Origin of the sequence: Streptomyces sp. NPDC090083 (assembly GCF_044747445.1) — a bacterium.
Taxonomy (GTDB): Bacteria; Actinomycetota; Actinomycetes; order Streptomycetales; family Streptomycetaceae; genus Streptomyces.
The window spans coordinates 37,747-55,016 of sequence record NZ_JBIVED010000001.1 but is presented as its reverse complement, the minus strand read 5'-3'; the positions used below and the strand labels follow the sequence as shown (position 1 = coordinate 55,016).

16 protein-coding genes are annotated in these 17,270 nt (G+C 71.4%); 8 read left to right on the top strand and 8 right to left on the bottom strand.

Annotation, left to right across the window (positions count from 1 at the left end):
* Positions 1 to 8: 8 nt before the first annotated feature.
* Complete coding sequence (locus ACIPTO_RS00250; RefSeq protein ID WP_401188010.1) at positions 9 to 887, bottom strand: deoxyribose-phosphate aldolase; 879 nt, start codon at positions 885 to 887, stop codon at positions 9 to 11.
* A 39-nt stretch (positions 888 to 926) separates the two neighbouring features.
* Positions 927 to 1,895 carry a 5-dehydro-2-deoxygluconokinase gene (gene iolC / locus ACIPTO_RS00245; RefSeq protein ID WP_366322618.1) on the bottom strand — a complete coding sequence of 323 codons (969 nt, stop codon included), beginning with the start codon at positions 1,893 to 1,895 and terminating at the stop codon, positions 927 to 929.
* A gap of 288 nt (positions 1,896 to 2,183) precedes the next feature.
* Between iolC and ACIPTO_RS00240 the strand changes: the two genes are divergently transcribed.
* From ACIPTO_RS00240 to ACIPTO_RS00220, 5 genes are all read left to right on the top strand, one after another.
* Complete coding sequence (locus ACIPTO_RS00240) at positions 2,184 to 3,203, top strand: sugar ABC transporter substrate-binding protein (protein ID WP_366322620.1); 1,020 nt, start codon at positions 2,184 to 2,186, stop codon at positions 3,201 to 3,203.
* Positions 3,203 to 4,279 (top strand): ABC transporter permease, encoded by a 1,077-nt coding sequence (locus ACIPTO_RS00235; RefSeq protein ID WP_366322622.1) that lies wholly within the window; start codon positions 3,203 to 3,205, stop codon positions 4,277 to 4,279. The genes ACIPTO_RS00240 and ACIPTO_RS00235 overlap by 1 nt, the downstream gene beginning before the upstream one ends.
* A 5-nt stretch (positions 4,280 to 4,284) precedes the next feature.
* Positions 4,285 to 5,199, top strand: coding sequence for an ATP-binding cassette domain-containing protein (locus ACIPTO_RS00230; RefSeq protein ID WP_401188006.1), 915 nt, complete (start codon positions 4,285 to 4,287; stop codon positions 5,197 to 5,199).
* A 1-nt stretch (position 5,200) separates the two neighbouring features.
* Positions 5,201 to 6,109 carry a sugar phosphate isomerase/epimerase gene (locus tag ACIPTO_RS00225; protein ID WP_366322625.1) on the top strand — a complete coding sequence of 303 codons (909 nt, stop codon included), beginning with the start codon at positions 5,201 to 5,203 and terminating at the stop codon, positions 6,107 to 6,109.
* 110 nt (positions 6,110 to 6,219) lie between these two features.
* The gene (locus ACIPTO_RS00220) at positions 6,220 to 7,239 is read left to right on the top strand and encodes a Gfo/Idh/MocA family protein (RefSeq protein WP_401188002.1); all 1,020 of its coding nucleotides are present in this window, start codon (positions 6,220 to 6,222) and stop codon (positions 7,237 to 7,239) included.
* Positions 7,240 to 7,349: 110 nt separating this feature from the next.
* Here the strand turns inward: ACIPTO_RS00220 and ACIPTO_RS00215 are convergent, their stop codons facing one another.
* The 4 genes from ACIPTO_RS00215 to ACIPTO_RS00200 form a co-directional block, all read right to left on the bottom strand.
* Positions 7,350 to 8,372: a Gfo/Idh/MocA family protein gene (locus ACIPTO_RS00215; protein ID WP_401188000.1), complete on the bottom strand. Its 1,023-nt coding sequence runs from the start codon at positions 8,370 to 8,372 to the stop codon at positions 7,350 to 7,352.
* Positions 8,369 to 9,373 carry a Gfo/Idh/MocA family oxidoreductase gene (locus tag ACIPTO_RS00210; protein ID WP_366322633.1) on the bottom strand — a complete coding sequence of 335 codons (1,005 nt, stop codon included), beginning with the start codon at positions 9,371 to 9,373 and terminating at the stop codon, positions 8,369 to 8,371. Before ACIPTO_RS00210 ends, ACIPTO_RS00215 begins: the two co-directional genes overlap by 4 nt.
* A 79-nt stretch (positions 9,374 to 9,452) precedes the next feature.
* Positions 9,453 to 10,241, bottom strand: coding sequence for an SDR family oxidoreductase (locus ACIPTO_RS00205; RefSeq protein ID WP_366322635.1), 789 nt, complete (start codon positions 10,239 to 10,241; stop codon positions 9,453 to 9,455).
* 8 nt (positions 10,242 to 10,249) lie between these two features.
* Positions 10,250 to 11,425 (bottom strand): phytanoyl-CoA dioxygenase family protein, encoded by a 1,176-nt coding sequence (locus ACIPTO_RS00200; protein WP_366322637.1) that lies wholly within the window; start codon positions 11,423 to 11,425, stop codon positions 10,250 to 10,252.
* Positions 11,426 to 11,532: 107 nt separating this feature from the next.
* Here ACIPTO_RS00200 and ACIPTO_RS00195 point away from each other — a divergent pair, with 107 nt between their 5' ends.
* Entirely contained in the window at positions 11,533 to 12,564 is a 1,032-nt protein-coding gene (locus ACIPTO_RS00195) for a LacI family DNA-binding transcriptional regulator (protein ID WP_366322639.1), read from the top strand.
* Between the two features lie 7 nt (positions 12,565 to 12,571).
* Here the strand turns inward: ACIPTO_RS00195 and ACIPTO_RS00190 are convergent, their stop codons facing one another.
* Positions 12,572 to 12,916, bottom strand: a complete 345-nt coding sequence (locus ACIPTO_RS00190; RefSeq protein WP_366322641.1) for a cupin domain-containing protein — start codon at positions 12,914 to 12,916, stop codon at positions 12,572 to 12,574.
* A gap of 122 nt (positions 12,917 to 13,038) precedes the next feature.
* On the opposite strand from ACIPTO_RS00190, the gene ACIPTO_RS00185 reads away from it, so the two are divergent.
* Entirely contained in the window at positions 13,039 to 13,551 is a 513-nt protein-coding gene (locus ACIPTO_RS00185) for a hypothetical protein (RefSeq protein ID WP_366322642.1), read from the top strand.
* Between the two features lie 11 nt (positions 13,552 to 13,562).
* Here ACIPTO_RS00185 and ACIPTO_RS00180 read toward each other — a convergent pair whose 3' ends face one another.
* Positions 13,563 to 15,284 carry a sigma-54-dependent Fis family transcriptional regulator gene (locus ACIPTO_RS00180; RefSeq protein ID WP_401187994.1) on the bottom strand — a complete coding sequence of 574 codons (1,722 nt, stop codon included), beginning with the start codon at positions 15,282 to 15,284 and terminating at the stop codon, positions 13,563 to 13,565.
* A gap of 109 nt (positions 15,285 to 15,393) precedes the next feature.
* Here ACIPTO_RS00180 and ACIPTO_RS00175 point away from each other — a divergent pair, with 109 nt between their 5' ends.
* A complete protein-coding gene (locus ACIPTO_RS00175) occupies positions 15,394 to 17,190 on the top strand; it encodes an FAD-dependent oxidoreductase (protein WP_401187991.1) in 1,797 nt (598 codons plus the stop codon).
* The last annotated feature ends 80 nt before the right edge of the window (positions 17,191 to 17,270 follow it).

Below are 17,270 nucleotides of genomic sequence, written 5' to 3'. Positions count from 1 at the left end.
CCTCCGGTTCACAACAGACCCACAGCGGTGTCCACGGCGCTCTCCACGCTGCCCGTGGCGGGGTACAGCAGGGAGCGGCCGACGACCAGACCCTGGACGGTCGGCAGGCGCAGGGCCTTGCGCCACTTCTCGTACGCGCCGTCCTGGTCGTCGCCGACCTCGCCGCCCAGCAGGACGGCGGGCAGCGTCGACGTCTCCATGACCTCGGCCATGTCGTCCGGGTCGTCGGTGACGGGCAGTTTCAGCCAGGTGTAGGCGGAGGTGCCGCCCAGACCCGAGGAGATCGCGATCGAGCGGGTCACGGCCTCGGCGGACAGGTCGTTGCGGACCTTGCCGTCGACCCGGCGGGAGATGAACGGCTCGACGAACAGGGGGAGCCGGCGGGCCGCCATGTCGTCTATCGCCCGCGCGGTCGACTCCAGGGTGGTCAGCGAGCCCGGGTCGGCGTAGTCGATGCGGAGCAGCAGTTTGCCGGCGTCGAAGCGGAGCCGGGCGATGTCCTCGGCGCGGTGGCCGGTGAACCGGTCGTCCATCTCGAAGGAGGCGCCGGACAGCCCGCCGCGGTTCATCGAGCCCATCACGACCTTGCCGTCGAGGACCCCGAGGAGGAGCAGGTCCTCCAGGATGTCGGCGGTGGCGAGCACCCCGTCGACGCCCGGCCGGGACAGCGCGATACACAGGCGTTCCAGCAGGTCGGCGCGGTGGGCCATGGCCGTACGGTGGCCGCCGACGGCGAGCGCGCCGCGTGCGGGATGGTCGGCGGCCACGATCATCAGACGGCCGCTGTCGCCCAGCAGCGGGCGGCGCATCCGGCGGGCGGCGGCCTCGGCGACGGCCTCCGGGTGCCGGGCTCTGACCGTGACCAGGTCGGGGATGCTGATGCTCAAGGGAGACTCCGTTCAGGGGTGGCTGGATCGGCCACGTGCTCAGTCGCCCGCGCGGGCGCCGACGAGGAGGTCCTCGACCTCGGACTCGGTGGGCATCGCGGTGGAACAGGCGAGACGGGAGGCGACGAGGGCGCCGGCCGCGTTGGCGTACCGCATGGTCCGCTCCACGTCCCAGCCGGACAGCAGGCCGTGGCAGAGCGAGCCGCCGAACGCGTCGCCCGCGCCGAGGCCGTTGAGCACCTCGACCGGGACCGGCGGCACCTCGGCGGTCGTACCGTCGCGGTGCACGGCCAGGACGCCCTTGGGCCCCTGCTTGACGACGGCGAGCTCCACGCCCGCGTCCAGCAGCGCCTGCGCGCAGGCGCGGGGCTCGCGGACGCCGGTGGCGATCTCGCACTCGTCGAGGTTGCCGACGGCGACCGTCGCGTGCCGCAGCGCCTCCGCGTAGTACGGGCGGGCCTCCTCCGGGTCCTTCCAGAACATGGGGCGCCAGTCGAGGTCGAAGACCGTGACGCCGGCCTTGTCGCGGGCCTTGAGGGCGGCGAGCGTGGCGGAGCGGCTCGGCTCCTCGCTCAGGCCGGTGCCGGTGATCCAAAAGACGCGGGCTTGGCGGATCGCGAAGTAGTCCAGCTCGTCGGTGCGGATCTCCAGGTCGGGTGCCTTGGGCTGCCGGTAGAAGTACAGCGGGAAGTCGTCCGGCGGGAAGATCTCGCAGAACGTGACCGGGGTCGGGTACTCCGCGACGGGCGTCACCCAGCGGTCGTCGACCCCGAACTCCTTGAGCGCCTCGTGCAGGTAGCTCCCGAAGGGGTCGTCGCCGGTGCGGGTGATCACCGCGGTGCTGCGGCCGAGCCGGGCCGCCGCCACCGCCACGTTGCTCGCCGAACCCCCGAGGAACTTGCCGAACGTCTCCACCCGTGCCAGCGGTACGCCGGACTGCAGCGGGTAGAGATCGACCCCGATGCGGCCCATGGTGATCACGTCGAAGGGCTGGGCTGACTCGGCCATGCGGGACACTCCTCTGCGCTGCTGGGGGTGGGCGGGTCCCAGGGGCCCGCCGACTCTCAGGTGTAGGACTCGGAGGGGTCACCTGTCAATAGTTTGTACTTACATTCGGACCTGTTCGTGAAATGATGTCTTAACAAAGTATTGACAGCGGGCGCCCTCGGGGATTTGATTCCGTCCCAGCGCAACAACCGTGTTCCGCGGCGGACGACCGGGGCCGGAGAGGCCTCGCGCCCCGATCTCTGCGATCATTGATCCCTTTCCCCTGAAGCACAGTGAGGTGCAGGAAAGATGGACCGTTCCTCTTACTCCCGCTCGCGCAGAATGGCCCCCTTTGTGGCGGTGGCCGCGGCAGCGGCCCTGACTCTCGCCGGCTGCTCCAGCAGCTCGGGCGGGAAGAAGGCCACGGAGGACAGCTCCGGCGCCTCCGCGGGCAAGGCCAGCACGCCCCGCATGACGGTCGCCCTGGTCACGCACCAGGCGCCCGGCGACACGTTCTGGGACATCGTCCGCAAGGGCGCCCAGGCCGCCGCCGACAAGGACAACATCAAGCTCGTCTACTCGGCCGACCCGAACGCGGGCAACCAGTCGAACCTGGTGCAGAACGCGATCGACCAGAAGGTCGACGGCATCGCGGTCACCCTCGCCAAGCCCGACGCCCTCAAGGACGTCATCGGCAAGGCGAAGTCGGCGAACATACCCGTGGTCGGCCTCAACTCCGGTCTCAGCGACTGGAAGAAGCTCGGCCTGCTGGAGTTCTTCGGCCAGGACGAGACGGTGGCCGGCGAGGCCCTCGGCAAGCGGCTGAACACGGAGGGCGCCAAGAAGGTCGTCTGTGTCATCCAGGAGCAGGGCAACATCGGCCTCACGCAGCGCTGCGACGGCGTGAAGAAGACCTTCAGCGGCACCACCGAGGTCCTCAACGTCAACGGCACGGACATGCCGTCCGTGAAGTCGACGATCACCGCCAAGCTCACCCAGGACAAGGCCATCGACTACGTGGTCACCCTCGGCGCCCCGTTCGCGCTGACGGCCGTGCAGTCGCTGTCCGACGCGGGCAGCAAGGCGAAGGTCGCCACCTTCGACCTCAACAAGGACCTCACGTCCGCGATCAGCAAGGGCACCATCCAGTTCGCCGTCGACCAGCAGCCCTACCTCCAGGGCTACCTGGCGGTCGACTCGCTGTGGCTCTACAAGAACAACGGCAACTACAGCGGTGGTGGTGAGCAGCCCGTACTGACCGGCCCGGCCTTCGTCGACAAGACCAACGTCGATGTGGTCGCCAAGTACGCCGCCAACGGAACCCGGTGATGAGCATGACCCAGCACGCCGAGCCGGCGGTGACCTCACCGCCGGCCCCCGGCCCGAAGGAAACCGACGGCCGGACCTCCGAACGGCCCCTGGCACTACGGCTGTTGGCGCGTCCTGAGGTGGGTGTCTTCCTCGGCGCCGCCGCGGTGTACGTGTTCTTCCTGATCGCCGCCCCGCCCGTGCGCGAGGGCGCCTCGATGGCGAACATCCTCTACGGCTCGTCGACCATCGGCATCATGGCGCTGCCGGTCGCCCTGCTCATGATCGGCGGCGAGTTCGACCTCTCCGCCGGTGTCGCCGTCATCACCTCCGCGCTCACCGCGTCCATGCTCAGCTACCAACTGACCATGAACGTATGGGTCGGTGTCGTCGTCGCCCTGATCGTGTCCCTGGGCATCGGCTTCCTCAACGGCTGGCTGGTCGTCAAGACGGGCCTGCCCAGCTTCCTGATCACCCTGGGCAGCTTCCTGATCCTCCAGGGCGTCAACCTCGCCGTGACCAAACTGGTCACCGGCAACGTCGCCACCGACGACATCAGCGACATGGACGGCTTCGGCCAGGCCAAGAAGATCTTCGCGTCGAGCTTCGACGTCGGCGGCGTCCAGGTGAAGATCACGATCGTGTGGTGGCTGGTGTTCGCGGCCATCGCCACCTGGGTCCTGCTGCGCACGAAGTACGGCAACTGGATCTTCGCCGTCGGCGGCAACAAGGAGAGCGCGCGGGCGGTCGGCGTGCCGGTCGCGTTCACCAAGATCTCCCTGTTCATGCTGGTCGGCTTCGGAGCCTGGTTCATCGGCATGCACCAGCTGTTCTCGTTCAACACCGTGCAGTCCGGCGAGGGCGTCGGCCAGGAGCTGATCTACATCTCCGCGGCCGTCATCGGCGGCTGCCTGCTGACCGGTGGCGCGGGCTCCGCGATCGGTCCGGTCTTCGGGGCGTTCATGTTCGGGATGGTCCAGCAGGGCATCGTCTACGCCGGCTGGAACCCCGACTGGTTCAAGGCGTTCCTGGGCGTGATGCTCCTGGGCGCCGTAATGATCAATCTGTGGGTGCAGCGCACCGCGACCCGGAGGTGACCTTCATGACCGACGACACGACCGGCACCCACGGTGCGATCCTGACCGACACCCCGCCCGAGGGCGGCGACCACCCCCTGGTCCAGCTGCGCAACGCGGGCAAGTCCTACGGCAACGTCCGCGCCCTGCACGGCGTCGACCTCGCGGTCCGCCCCGGCCAGGTCACCTGCGTCCTGGGCGACAACGGCGCGGGCAAGTCCACGCTGATCAAGATCATCTCCGGGCTGCACCAGCACACCGAGGGCGAGTTCCTCGTCGACGGACAACCCGTCCACTTCACCACCCCGCGCCAGGCGCTCGACAAGGGCATCGCGACGGTCTACCAGGACCTGGCCGTCGTCCCGCTCATGCCGGTGTGGCGCAACTTCTTCCTCGGCTCCGAGATGACGCTCGGCCCCTGGCCGATCCGCCGCCTCGACATCGAGGGCATGAAGAGGACCGCGGACGAGGAACTCCGCAACATGGGCATCGTCCTGGACAACCTGGACCAGCCCATCGGCACCCTCTCCGGCGGCCAGCGCCAGTGCGTCGCCATCGCCCGCGCCGTCTACTTCGGCGCCCGCGTCCTCATCCTGGACGAGCCGACCGCCGCACTGGGCGTCAAGCAGTCCGGCGTCGTCCTCAAGTACGTGGCCGCCGCCCGGGAACGCGGCCTCGGCGTCATCTTCATCACCCACAACCCGCACCACGCCTACATGGTCGGCGACCACTTCAGCGTGCTGCGCCTGGGCACGATGGAACTGTCCGCCGAGCGCAGCGAGATCACCCTCGAAGAGCTCACCAACCACATGGCAGGCGGCACCGAACTCGCCGCGCTCAAGCACGAGTTGTCCCAGGTGCGCGGCCTCGACATCAACGAGCTGCCCGAGGCGGAGGACCTCAGGGCGTCGGCGGGCACGGCTCCGGAAGGGACTGCCTGACATGTCCGACCGTCCCACTCTGGACCGCATCCGGGTCGGGTCCGCCCCCGACTCGTGGGGCGTCTGGTTCCCCGAGGACCCCCAGCAGGTGCCGTGGCAGAGGTTCCTGGACGAAGTCGCGCAGGCCGGCTACTCCTGGATCGAACTGGGACCGTACGGCTATCTGCCGACCGACCCGTCCCGGCTCACGGACGAGATCACCCGGCGCGACCTGAAGGTCTCCGCCGGCACGGTCTTCACCGGCCTGCACCGGGGCCCCTCCGTCTGGGACGCCACCTGGGAACACGTCAGCCAGGTGGCCGGGTTGACCCAGGCGATGGGCGCGAGGCACCTGGTCGTCATCCCCTCCTTCTGGCGCGACGACAAGACCGCCGAGCTCCTGGAGCCGCCGGAGCTGACCGCCGAGCAGTGGGCCCATCTGACCCAGGGCATGGAGCGGCTCGGGCACGAGGTGAAGGAGGCGTACGGGCTCGACATCGTCGTCCACCCGCACGCCGACACCCACCTCGACACCGAGGACCACGTCGAGCGCTTCCTCGACTCGACCGACTCCGGCCTCGTCAACCTCTGCCTGGACACCGGGCATTACGCCTACTGCGGCGGCGACAGCGTCAAACTGATCGAGACCTACGGCGAGCGCATCGGCTATCTGCACCTCAAGCAGGTCGACCCGGAGGTCCTCGCGGGCGTCGTCAAGGACGAGGTGCCGTTCGGGCCGGCCGTGGCGCGCGGGGTGATGTGCGAACCGCCGTCCGGCGTACCGGAGTTGGAGCCGGTACTGGTCGCCGCGCAGCGGCTGGGCGTGGAGTTGTTCGCGATCGTCGAGCAGGACATGTACCCGTGCGAGCCGGACAGGCCGCTGCCCATCGCGGAGCGCACCCGCGCGTTCCTGCGCTCCTGCGGTGCGTGAGACCTCCGGTTCCCTCCACGTCCACGTCAGCCACCCCTCCACCCCTCCATGACTTTGACGACCCTGACGACACTCACGACCCTGACGACTCGAAAGGACGGCCGATGGCCATGAGCCCGCGCGACCCGCTCGGAGTGGCAGTCGTCGGAACCGGAAAAATGGGCGCCGACCACGTCCGCCGCATCGGGGCCGTGATCAACGGCGCCCGGGTGACCGCCGTCGTGGACGTCGACGCCGAGCGTGCCAAACGGATCGCGTCCGCCGTCGACGGCTGCACCGCGTACACCGACCCGGCCGCCGCGATGGCCGCGGACGACGTCGACGCCGTCCTGATCGCCTCACCGGGGCCCGCCCACGAGGCGGCCCTGCTGACGGCCTTCGAGCACGACCTCCCGGTCCTGTGCGAGAAGCCGCTCACCCCCGACGCCGCCTCCGCGCTGCGCGTCCTGGAGGCCGAGCTGCGGCTCGGCCACCGCCGGGTCCAGGTCGGCTTCATGCGGCGCTACGACGTCGAGTACATGAAGCTCAAGTCCCTGCTGGAGACAGGCCAGTTGGGCCGACCGCTGATGCTGCACAACCGGCACCGCAACGCGGCCAGCCCGCCCTTCTTCACCAGCTCCATGCTGATCAGCGACTCGGTGGCACACGAGACGGACGCCACCCGCTGGCTGCTCGGCCAGGAGATCACGGCGGTCCAGGTGCTGCGCCCGCGGCCCTCCGCGAGCGCCCCCGACGACCTCCAGGACCCGCAGTTCGTCGTGTTCGAGACGGACGGCGGCGCGATCGTCGACGTCGAGATGTTCGTCAACTGCGGCTTCGGCTACCAGGTCCAGGCCGAGATCGTCTGCGAACGCGGCACCGCCCGCATCGGCGACGGCCACGCCATGGTCACCAACATGGCCGGCCGCTGGGGCGGCACCATCGCCCAGGACTTCGTCGAACGCTTCGCCGACGCCTACGACCGCGAGATCCAGACCTGGGTCGACGCCACCCGCCGCGGCGAGGTGACCGGCCCGAGCGTCTGGGACGGCTACGCGGCGGCGGCCGTGTGTGAGGCGGGGGTACGGGCGCTGGAGGAGGGCGGACGGGTGGAGGTGGAACTGGTGGAGCGGCCCGCGTTCTACCGGTGACCGTTTCTCCTTCCGGTGACCACTCCGTCGGGGGCGGCGCGTGCGACCACGTGCCGCCCCCGACGTGCGTGCCAGGCCATGCGTCCGCGACAGGAGCCGCCGGACAGGCCCTACCGCAGGACCGACAGCCGCGGTCTGGGTGCGAATCCCGCCGCCCGATAGGCCTCGTCGATCAGTGTCATCGTCGCGACCGCGTCGTCCGGACCCAGCGGCAGGGGCGCGCCCTCCCTCAACCGGGCCGCGAACGACTCCAGTTGGTAGGTGTAGGAGGAGCGGCGGCCGAGACGCTCCGTGCGTTCGCCGTCCGTCGTGCGGATCACGACGCGGTCGTCGAGATGGGGGAGGACGAAGTTCGGCGCGAAGGCCTCGCCCCGGCTGCCGGTGATCCGGCAGCTCATCACCATCTCGTCGTACGCCATGTGGCAGCGGGCGGAGCCGGTGGCGCCGCTCGGGAAGGCCACGTCGGCGTCGAGCCACTCGTCGACGCCCGGGGCGCCCGGGCGTTCGCCGCCCCGGGCGGAGACCAGGCGGGGTGCGCCGCCCGCCCAGGGGGCGAGCATGCGCAGGGCGTGCAGGCTGTAGCAGCCCAGGTCCATCACGGCGCCGCCGGCCAGGTCGAGGGACCAGCGCGGGTCGGTGTCCGGCGGCGCCGGGATCGCGACGAGCGTCTCGACGTGCCGGAGTTCACCGAGTTCACCGGAGGCCAGCAGCTCGTGCAGGCGCCGGGTGACCGGGTGGAAGAGGTAGTGGAAGGCCTCCATGAAGACCGTTCCGGACGCGGCGGCGGCCTCCCTCACCTCGGCCGCCTCCTCCGCGTTGCTCGCGGACGGCTTCTCCGACAGGACGTGCTTGCCCGCCGCGAGCGCGGCGAGGTTCCACGGTCCGTGCAGGCCGTTGGCGAGCGGGTTGTAGACGACGTCCACCTCAGGGTCGGCGATCAGGTCGGCGTACGAGTCCGCCACCCGCTCGACGCGGTGCGCGGCGGCGTACGCCTCCGCCCTCGACCGGTCCCGCGCGGCCACCGCGACGAGGCGGTGGCCGGTCGCCCGGGCCGGACCGATCAGGGACTGCTCGGTGATCCGAGCCGCTCCCAGTACTCCGATGCGCAGTGGTTCCCGGCCCGGACCGCTCATGCCTCCCGTACCTCCTGGATGGTGACCGGGCGGTGCTCGTGCAGCGACAGGGTGCAGGCGTCGGCGATCCAGCCGGCCTCCAGGGCGTCGGCGACCGTGCACGGCGAGGGGCGGGTACCGGCCACGACCTCGGTGAACGCGGTGAGTTCGGCGCGGTAGGCGGCCGTGAACCGGTCCATGAAGAAGTCGTGCGGCACGCCCGCCGGGAACGTCACGCCCGGCTCGACCGAACGCAGCGGCAGCTTGTCCTCCAGGCCCACCGCGATGGAGTCCGTGAAGCCGTGGATCTCCATGCGGACGTCGTAACCCCGCGCGTTGTGGCGGGAGTTGGACACCACCGCGATGGTGCCGTCGTCCAGGGTCAGGATCGCGCCGGTGGTGTCGGCGTCGCCCGCCTCCTTGATGTACTCGGCGCCCCGGTTGCCGCCGACCGCGTACACCTCGGTGACCTCACGGCCGGTGACCCAGCGGATGATGTCGAAGTCGTGGACCGAGCAGTCCCGGAAGATGCCTCCGGACGCGGCGATGTACGCGGCCGGCGGCGGCGCCGGGTCCAGCGTCGTGGAGCGCACGGTGTGCAGCTTGCCCAGCTCGCCGGAGTGCACGGCGGCCCGCGCGTTGACGAAACCGGTGTCGAAGCGCCGGTTGTAGCCGATCTGGATCGGCACGCCGCTGCCCTCGACGGCCTTGAGGACCTTGACGCCCTCGGCCATTGTCTTGGCGACGGGCTTCTCGCAGAAGACGGGGATGCCCGCCTCGACGGCGGCCAGGATCAGGCTCGGGTGGGCGTCGGTCGCCGCGGCGATCACGACACCGTCGACCCCGGCGGCCAGTACGGCCTCGGGGGAGTCCGCGACCTCGGCGCCGAACCGCTCGGCCGCCTTCTTGGCGGCCTCCGCGAACGGGTCGGCCACGACGAGGGACTCGACCGCGTCGAGTCCGGACAGGGTCTCGGCGTGGAAGGCGCCGATGCGGCCGAGGCCGAGGATTCCGATGCGCATGAGGGCTCTTGCTTTCTTGAGAGGTGCGGGTTTCGTGCGGTGGTTGCCTTGGAGGGCGCCGAGGGCCGGACGGCGCGGGTCAGTCGAGGGCGCCCAGGACGTTCTGGTCCCAGTCGATCACCGAACCGGTGACCACGCCGGACCGCTCGGACAGCAGGAACACCACGAAGTCGGCGATCTCGTCCGGCTGCCCGAGCTTGCCCATCGGCTGCGACCGGGCGGCCAGCTCCCGCCAGTCGTCGCCCGCGCCGTGGAAGGCGCGCTGCGTGGCGTCCTCGCCCTCGGTGTCCGTCCAGCCGATGTTGAGCGCGTTGATCCGGACGCGGTCGAAGCGGTGTGCGTGGGCGGCGTTGCGGGTCAGGCCCACGAGCCCGGCCTTGGCCACGGAGTACGGGGCGAGATGGGGCGGGCCGCCGTGGGCGCAGTTGGAGCCGATGGTGACGATCGTGCCCGGTGCCTCGCGGGCGACCATGTCGGCCACCGCGGCCTGCGTCGCGAAGAACGGGGCCCTCAGGTTGATGGCCATGTGCTGGTCGAACAGCTCGGGTGTGGTGTCCAGCAGCGAGCCGCGCGAGGTCAGCCCGGCCGCGTTGACGAGGCAGTCGACGCGGCCCAGCGCCTCGACGGTGCGTACGACGCTGTCCCGGGCCTGCGCCGGATCGGCGAGGTCGGCGCGCAGGAAGAGCGCGCCGGTGTCCGCCGCGAGCTTCTCGCCCACCTCGGCACGGCGTCCGGTGAACGACACCACCGCGCCCTCGCGCACCGCCGCCCGCACGATCGCGGCGCCCACACCCTGGCTGCCGCCGTTGACGAGGACGACCTTGCCGTCGAGGAGCCCCGTGCCCCCCGGACGTTCCGTTGATCCCATGGCCGCCCTCAGCTCTCGCGCCGCTCGGCACGGGCCCGCAGCTCACCGCGGAGCGCCTGCGGATCCCACCCCTCGCGCACCGCGCGGCGCACGAGGTCCGCCTGCGACGCCGGGGCGAGCCCCTCGACCGGCGGATCGTTGTCGAGGTTGGTCGGGAACGGGTAGCCCTCGGCGCTCGCCGCGACGACCGTGTCGAGCCACTCCTCGCCCACCCCCTCGGCCTTGCGCTTCAGCAGCACGGGGAAGACCGCGTTGGTGACGGCCTCGCGGTCCACCGTCTCCATCGCCCGGCCGAACGCGGAGGACACCTGGAGCAGGTTCGCCATGCGCCGCACGTCCGCCGTGCGGTTGGTGCCGGCCGCGTGGAAGAGCGCCGGGTTGAAGAACGCCGCATCGCCCTTGGCGAGCGGGAGTTGGATGTGGTGGGCCTCGAAGTAGGCCTGGAACCGCGGGAGTCGCCACGCCAGGTAACCCGGCTCGAACTTCTGGGAGTGCGGCAGGTACATCGTCGGCCCCGACTCCACCGGCATGTCGCAGTGCGCGACCGCCCCTTGGAGCGTGAGCACCGGCGAGAGGCGGTGCACGTGCGCCGGGTAGCCGGCCGCCGCCTCGTTCGTCAGGAACCCGAGGTGGTAGTCGCGGTGCACGGTCTGCGCCGCGCCGCCCGGATGGACGACGTTGATCTGCGAGGTGACCTGGTAGCCGGGGCCGAGCCAGGCGGTGGAGACCAGGGCCAGGATGTCGTTCGCGTAGTAGTCGGCGAACGCCTCGGGGTCGTAGAGCGCGGCCTTCTCCAGCGCGTTCCACACCCGGTCGTTGGCACCCGGCTTCGCGAAGTGGTCCCCGGCGCCCGCGCCCGACGCGCGCTGCTCGCCGATCAGGGCCTCGAACACCTCGGTGGCGCGGTCCACGACGGACGGATCGGGGAAGGCGCCCCGGAGCACCACGATGCCGGGACCCTCGGCGAACGCCCGCGCCAGCTCCGTCAGCACCTCGCGGCGCTCCCCGGCGGTCACGGACTTGCGGAGCCGGTCGCTGTCGTAGACGAGGACGTTCCGCTCGACCGAGGTCGCGTACGGGAAGTCGGCCAGGTCGGTCGGCTGCTCGACCAGGGCGCGGAAGGCGTCGAGATCGCAGTCCTGCTCGGTGAGCCAGGCGCGGGTTTCTGCTGATGTGAAGGACATCGTCGTCCCCTCGGGTCACGGAGCGGTGCGGTCCTGTCATTCTTGTCAGTACAAACCCGTCGAACAACCAGCAGCCAGCCATCAAAAACCCCTCAAGGAGACGACCGGTGGGCCATCCCTTCCCGATCCGGGAAATCGCACGTCAGGCGGGCCTCAGTGAGGCCACCGTGGACCGGGTGCTGAACGGCAGGGGCGGTGTGCGGGAGAGCACCGAGCGTGAGGTGCGCCAGGCCATCGCCGATCTCGACCGGCAGCGCACCCAGGTCAGGCTCGTCGGCCGTACGTTCATGATCGACATCGTGATGCAGACGCCGGAGCGGTTCTCCACCGCCGTCCGGGCCGCGCTGGAGGCCGAGCTGCCCGATCTGCACCCGGCCGTCGTCCGCTCCCGCTTCCACTTCCGCGAGACCGCGCCGGTCGGGGAACTGGTCGCCACGCTGGACCGGATCGCGCGGCGCGGCACCCAGGGGGTCATCCTCAAGGCGCCCGACGTCCCGGAGATCACCTCCGCCGTCGGCCGGCTCGTCGCCGCCGGCATCCCGGTCGTCACCCTGGTCACCGACCTGCCCGCGAGCGCCCGCCTGGCCTACGTCGGCATAGACAACCGGGCCGCGGGCGCCACCGCCGCCTACCTGATGGGCCAGTGGCTCGGCGACCGCCCCGGCAACATCCTCACCAGCCTGAGCAGCGGTTTCTTCCGCAACGAGGAGGAGCGCGAGATGGGCTTCCGCAGCACCATGCGCGCCCGCTACCCGGAACGGTCCCTCGTCGAGATCACCGAGGGCCACGGCCTGGACGTCACCCAGTACGAACTGGTCCGGTCCGCCCTCCGCGGCGACCCGGACATCCGCGCCGTCTACTCCATCGGCGGCGGCAACAACGCGACCCTGCGCGCCTTCGCCGACCTGGACCGCGAGTGCGCCGTGTTCGTCGCGCACGACCTCGACCACGACAACACCCGGCTGCTGCACGAGCACAGGCTGTCCGCCGTCCTCCACCACGACCTGCGCCAGGACGTCCGCGACGCGTGCCGCATCGTGATGCGCGCCCAGGACGCCCTGCCGCCCGCGGGCCCGACCCCGCCGTCCGCGATCCAGGTCGTCACGCCCTACAACATGCCTGTCCCCGCGCCGCGTTGAGCCCGTCTCACAGACTGATCGCGTAGGCCTTGCGCAGCGTCTCGTGCACGGTCCACGTCGTACGGTCGCCCGCGCGCAGCACGGCCATGTCCCCGGGGCCGACCGTGAGCGTCGGGCCGTCCTCGACCTCGACGGTGGCCGATCCGCTGATCACGACGAACAGCTCGTCCGCCTCCGTGTCGGTGACCACCCCCGGGGTGATCTGCCAGATCCCGCGGAGCTGCCTGCCGTCCGCGGACTCCCACACGACCTTCCCGGTGACCTCGGGCGTACCGGAGACGATCTGCGCCGGGTCGAGCGGCTCGGGTTCGAGCTCGGCGTCGGGGACATGGACTACGAAACTGTGCGTCATGCCGCGACCCTAGCCGGGGCCGGGCGGTCCGGGCGTGGACACTGTGTGGGGTATCGGCCCAGGTGGGGGGACACATCGTCGCGGAGTGGCGGCCGGGGCGGCGCCGGGTGATCGTGGAGGGCATGGCGCAGACCACGGCGACCGCCCCCGAGCCGCACCCGCACGCGACCCGGGAGAACATCCTCTTCGGCGGCGTCTACGGCGCCGTCCTGGCCTGCTCGATGGTCGCCGCGCTCACCCAGTACGGCCACACCGACCGGGGCAGCCGCCGCTACGACGCCCTGTGGCTGCTGGTGACCGCCGCGGCCTCGGCACTCGCCCACGGGTACGCCCACTACATCGCCGAACGCGCCCCGCACCGCCGCTGGGACGCCCTGCGCACCCTGCGCGACGAGTGGCCCCTCGTCGCCGCCGCGCTGCCCACCGTCTTCCTGCTCGCCGGGGCGGGCTGGGGCTGGTGGCCGGCGAACGGCGTCGAGTACGCGGCGTTCGTCCTCAACATCGTGCTGCTGTTCGGCCTGGGCCTCGTCACCGCCCGCTGGTCGGCGCGGAGTTGGCCGGTGGCCCTGGCCATCGGGGCGGTGGACGCGCTGCTGGGGGTGGTGGTCGTGGTGGCCAACGCGCTGATCAAATAGGCGTGTTCCGGCTACGGGACGTCCCGGTACCCGCGCAGCTTGCGGTACAGCGTGGCCCTGCCGATCCCCAGCGACACCGCCGCCCGCGCCTTGTTGCCGCCGTGCCGACGCAACGCGGCCAGGATCGCGGTGCGTTCGGCGAGCTCCATCGGGCTGAGCCGCCGGGCGGCCGGCCCCTCCCGGACCGGATCGGGCAGCTCGGCCCGCCGCACCGGGCCGGTCGTCCGCCGGTGTTCCGCCAGCGTCCGCACGACATGCGCGAGTTCGGTGACGTTCCCGGGCCACGGGTGTTCCTCGAGGGCGCGCAGCGCGTCCAGCGTCCAGGTCAGCGGCGGCTGCCCCGGCGCCGGGCGGGGCGCGAGGACCGGCAGCAACTCCTTGACGTCCTCGGGGCGTTCACGCAGCGCGGGCAGGGTCACCGACCGGGCCGCGAGGGTGTCCAGGAGGCGCTGGAAGCAGGGGCCCGGGGGAGTGCCGGGCGTGTAGGTGACCAGCAGGCGGACGTCCGGGTGTTCGTCGAGCAGGGAGTTGAGCGCCGCGACGTCCGGCTGGGCGAGCCGCTCCGCGTGCCGCAGGAGCAGCGGGCGGCCGTCGGCCAACTCGCCGTACTTCACGCCGAGTTCCGGCGACTCGGCGGCATCCGCGACCAACGGCTCGATCCCGCCGAGCAGTTCACGGGCCAGCGCGGTCTTGCCGCTGCCGCGCTCACCGGTCAGCAGCAGGGGCTCATGGACCCGGGCCAGTTCGACGGCCCGGCCCACCGCATGCCGCCAGGGCACCGAACCACCGGCCAGCGCCAGCGCCGGGCGCGGAGCCGGGCGCGGCACCTCGGCGACCCGAGCCTCCAGTACGGCGACGATCCCGAGGACGCGGCCCTCGTGCCGTACGGGAGTGACCTCGGCCGTGCATCCGGCGTCGGCGGGGAGCGCGACGGCGCGGGACCGCTCCTGCGCCGGACGGGGACCGGCGGTGCGGGACGCGGTGCGGGACCGTTCCAGAGCGGTCAGCACCTGCGGGGTCGCGAGCCCGACCGCCGCCTCGCTGATGAGGCGGTTACGGCCGTCGAGGGCGACGACCGCGGGATGCGGACCACGGGTGGCCCGGGCGTACGCGTCGAGGAGGACCCGTTCGGCGGTACTGGAGCGCGCGAGGAGTTCCGCCTCGACGGCGCAGGCCGCGGCCTCGGCGAGGGCCGCGCCCGGATGCGGTCCGCATCCCGCGCACAGGGCCGAGGCGACGGTCACCGTGCCCAGTACCTGTCCGGAGTCCGGGGCCAGGAGCGGCACGCTGACGGCGGACACGTCCTGCCACATGTCGAGGAAGTGCTCGGGGCCGTGCACCTCGGCCCGGCGGCGGGTGCGCAGGGCGAGGGCCGCGCTGTTGTGGCCCACCTCCCGCTCGGAGAGGTCGCGGCAGCGGTCGTCGCCCGGCACCTCGCCCGTGGTCCACAGCACCCGCAGCCGCTCGTCGGTGAGGAGCAGCGCCGAGTGCCCGAGGGCCGGTGCGATGCGCTCCAGCACGGGCCGCGCGGCCTCCGACAGGGCCGAATCCGCGGGGAGTCCGGGCTCGCGGACCGGTCCGTCGAGGTCGTGCCGCACGCCGTAGAAGCGGGCCCGGCGCCAGGCCGCGAGGACCTCGTCCGGGATGTCGTCGGGCAGCGGGCGGCCGGTCAGGAAGCGCTCGCGCGCCTGGCGCAGCGGGGTGAGGGCGGGGGAGTGGTCCAGGGTGGTCATGACGCCTCTCACCGTATCGGGCCCGTGCCGGCCGCCGCCGAGGGGCTGAGACTGTCTCGTAATGAGACACCCGGCCGGGTCCGGCCCGCATCATGATCGTGAAGGGTCGATGCCTTTCTCGGCCGAGTCCTCCTCCGCCGCACCCCTGGAGCGTCCCGCCGTGCACGTTGTCGAGACCGACGTACTGATCGTGGGCAGCGGCCCGGCCGGGGCCGCCGCCGCGCTGGCGCTGAGCACCTACGGCGTGCCCCACATCGTCGTCACGCGCTACTCACGCCTGACCAGGACGCCCCGCGCGCACATCACCAACCAGCGCACGATGGAGATCCTGCGCGACCTCGGGGTCGAGGACGAGGTGCTGGCCAAGGCGACGCCGCAGCACCTGATGGGCAACACCACGTTCTGCACCAGCCTGGCCGGCGAGGAACTGGGCCGGATCCGCTCCTGGGGCAACGACCCGCTCGTGCAGGCCGCCCACGAACTGGCCAGTCCGACCCGGATGTGCGACATGCCGCAGCACCTGATGGAACCGGTGCTCGTCGACGCGGCGCTCGCGCGCGGCTCGCAGATCCGCTTCAGCACGGTCTACCGGTCCTTCGTCCAGGACGAGGACGGCGTCACGGTCACCGTCGAGGACCGGCTGCGCGGCGACGAGTACCAGATCCGCGCCCAGTACCTCATCGGCGCCGACGGCGGCCGTTCCCAGGTCGCCGAGGACGCGGGCCTGCCGATGGGCGGCCAGATGGGCGTCGCGGGCAGCATCAACATCCTCTTCGACGCGGACCTGTCGCAGTACACCGCGCACCGCCCCTCCACCCTGTACTGGGTGCTCGCCCCCGGTGCCACCGTCGGCGGCATCGGCGCGGGCCTGGTGCGCTGCGTCAAGCCGTGGAACGAGTGGCTGATCGTGTGGGGTTACGACGTGACGGCCGGCGCCCCCGACCTCACCGAGGAGTACGCGCTGTCCGTCGTACGGCAGTTGGTCGGCGACGACGACATCCCGGTGACCATCAGGTCGTCGTCGGCGTGGACGGTCAACGAGATGTACGCCGAGACCTACGCCAACGGCCGTGTCCTGTGCTCCGGTGACGCCGTGCACCGCCACCCGCCGTCGAACGGGCTCGGCTCCAACACGTCGATCCAGGACGCCTACAACCTGGCGTGGAAACTGAAACTGGTCCTCGACGGCACCGCCACACCGAAACTCCTCGACTCCTACGACGCCGAACGCGCCCCCGTCGGCCGGCAGATCGTCACCCGCGCCAACAAGTCCATCGGCGAGACCGCCCCGATCTTCGCGGCCCTGGACGGCCTCTCGCCGCAGACGCCCGAGCAGTTGTGGGCCAACATCGACGCCCGCAAGGACGCCACGGAGGCCGCCGCCGAGCAGCGGGCGGCGCTGCGCGCGGCCATCGCCTTCAAGGTGTACGAGTTCAACGCGCACGGCGTCGACCTCAACCAGCGCTATTCCGCGGAGAGTTCGACCGCGGTCGTGCCGGACGGCACGCCCGACCCCGGCTTCGACCGCGACCCCGAGCTGTATCACCAGCCCAGTTCCCGCCCCGGCGCGAAACTCCCGCACGCCTGGATCACCTCCGGCACCCGCACCCTCTCGACCCTCGACACGGTCGGCAAGGGCCGCTTCACCCTCCTCACCGGCATCGGCGGCGAGGTCTGGCTGCGCGCGGCGGAGGCACAGTCCCTGGACATCGCCACGGTCGTGATCGGCCCCGGCCGGCAGTACGACGACCCGTACGGCGACTGGGCCCGGCTGAGCGAGGTGTCCGACGCGGGCGCCCTCCTCGTCCGCCCGGACGGTCATGTCGCCTTCCGCCACGCCGACGCGGCCGAGAACGCCGAAGAGTTGCTCACGGACGCGTTGCGACGCATCCTCGGGCACGGCTGACATTTCGCACAGGGGCAGTCCGCACAGGGGCGGTCAGCGCAGAGGCAGTCCGCACAGGGCAGTTCGCATCGGGTTGGGAG

What these genes read in the sequence shown, in the direction of transcription:
- ACIPTO_RS00230 (WP_401188006.1), top strand. Translation starts at nt 4,285, where the DNA reads ATGACCGACGACACGACCGGCACCCACGGTGCGATCCTGACCGACACC.
- ACIPTO_RS00210 (WP_366322633.1), bottom strand. Translation starts at nt 9,373, where the DNA reads ATGCGCATCGGAATCCTCGGCCTCGGCCGCATCGGCGCCTTCCACGCC.
- ACIPTO_RS00220 (WP_401188002.1), top strand. Translation starts at nt 6,220, where the DNA reads ATGAGCCCGCGCGACCCGCTCGGAGTGGCAGTCGTCGGAACCGGAAAA.
- ACIPTO_RS00240 (WP_366322620.1), top strand. Translation starts at nt 2,184, where the DNA reads ATGGACCGTTCCTCTTACTCCCGCTCGCGCAGAATGGCCCCCTTTGTG.
- ACIPTO_RS00190 (WP_366322641.1), bottom strand. Translation starts at nt 12,916, where the DNA reads ATGACGCACAGTTTCGTAGTCCATGTCCCCGACGCCGAGCTCGAACCC.
- ACIPTO_RS00205 (WP_366322635.1), bottom strand. Translation starts at nt 10,241, where the DNA reads ATGGGATCAACGGAACGTCCGGGGGGCACGGGGCTCCTCGACGGCAAG.
- ACIPTO_RS00180 (WP_401187994.1), bottom strand. Translation starts at nt 15,284, where the DNA reads ATGACCACCCTGGACCACTCCCCCGCCCTCACCCCGCTGCGCCAGGCG.
- ACIPTO_RS00235 (WP_366322622.1), top strand. Translation starts at nt 3,203, where the DNA reads ATGAGCATGACCCAGCACGCCGAGCCGGCGGTGACCTCACCGCCGGCC.
- ACIPTO_RS00215 (WP_401188000.1), bottom strand. Translation starts at nt 8,372, where the DNA reads ATGAGCGGTCCGGGCCGGGAACCACTGCGCATCGGAGTACTGGGAGCG.
- ACIPTO_RS00175 (WP_401187991.1), top strand. Translation starts at nt 15,394, where the DNA reads ATGCCTTTCTCGGCCGAGTCCTCCTCCGCCGCACCCCTGGAGCGTCCC.
- ACIPTO_RS00185 (WP_366322642.1), top strand. Translation starts at nt 13,039, where the DNA reads ATGGCGCAGACCACGGCGACCGCCCCCGAGCCGCACCCGCACGCGACC.
- iolC (WP_366322618.1), bottom strand. Translation starts at nt 1,895, where the DNA reads ATGGCCGAGTCAGCCCAGCCCTTCGACGTGATCACCATGGGCCGCATC.
- ACIPTO_RS00225 (WP_366322625.1), top strand. Translation starts at nt 5,201, where the DNA reads ATGTCCGACCGTCCCACTCTGGACCGCATCCGGGTCGGGTCCGCCCCC.
- ACIPTO_RS00200 (WP_366322637.1), bottom strand. Translation starts at nt 11,425, where the DNA reads ATGTCCTTCACATCAGCAGAAACCCGCGCCTGGCTCACCGAGCAGGAC.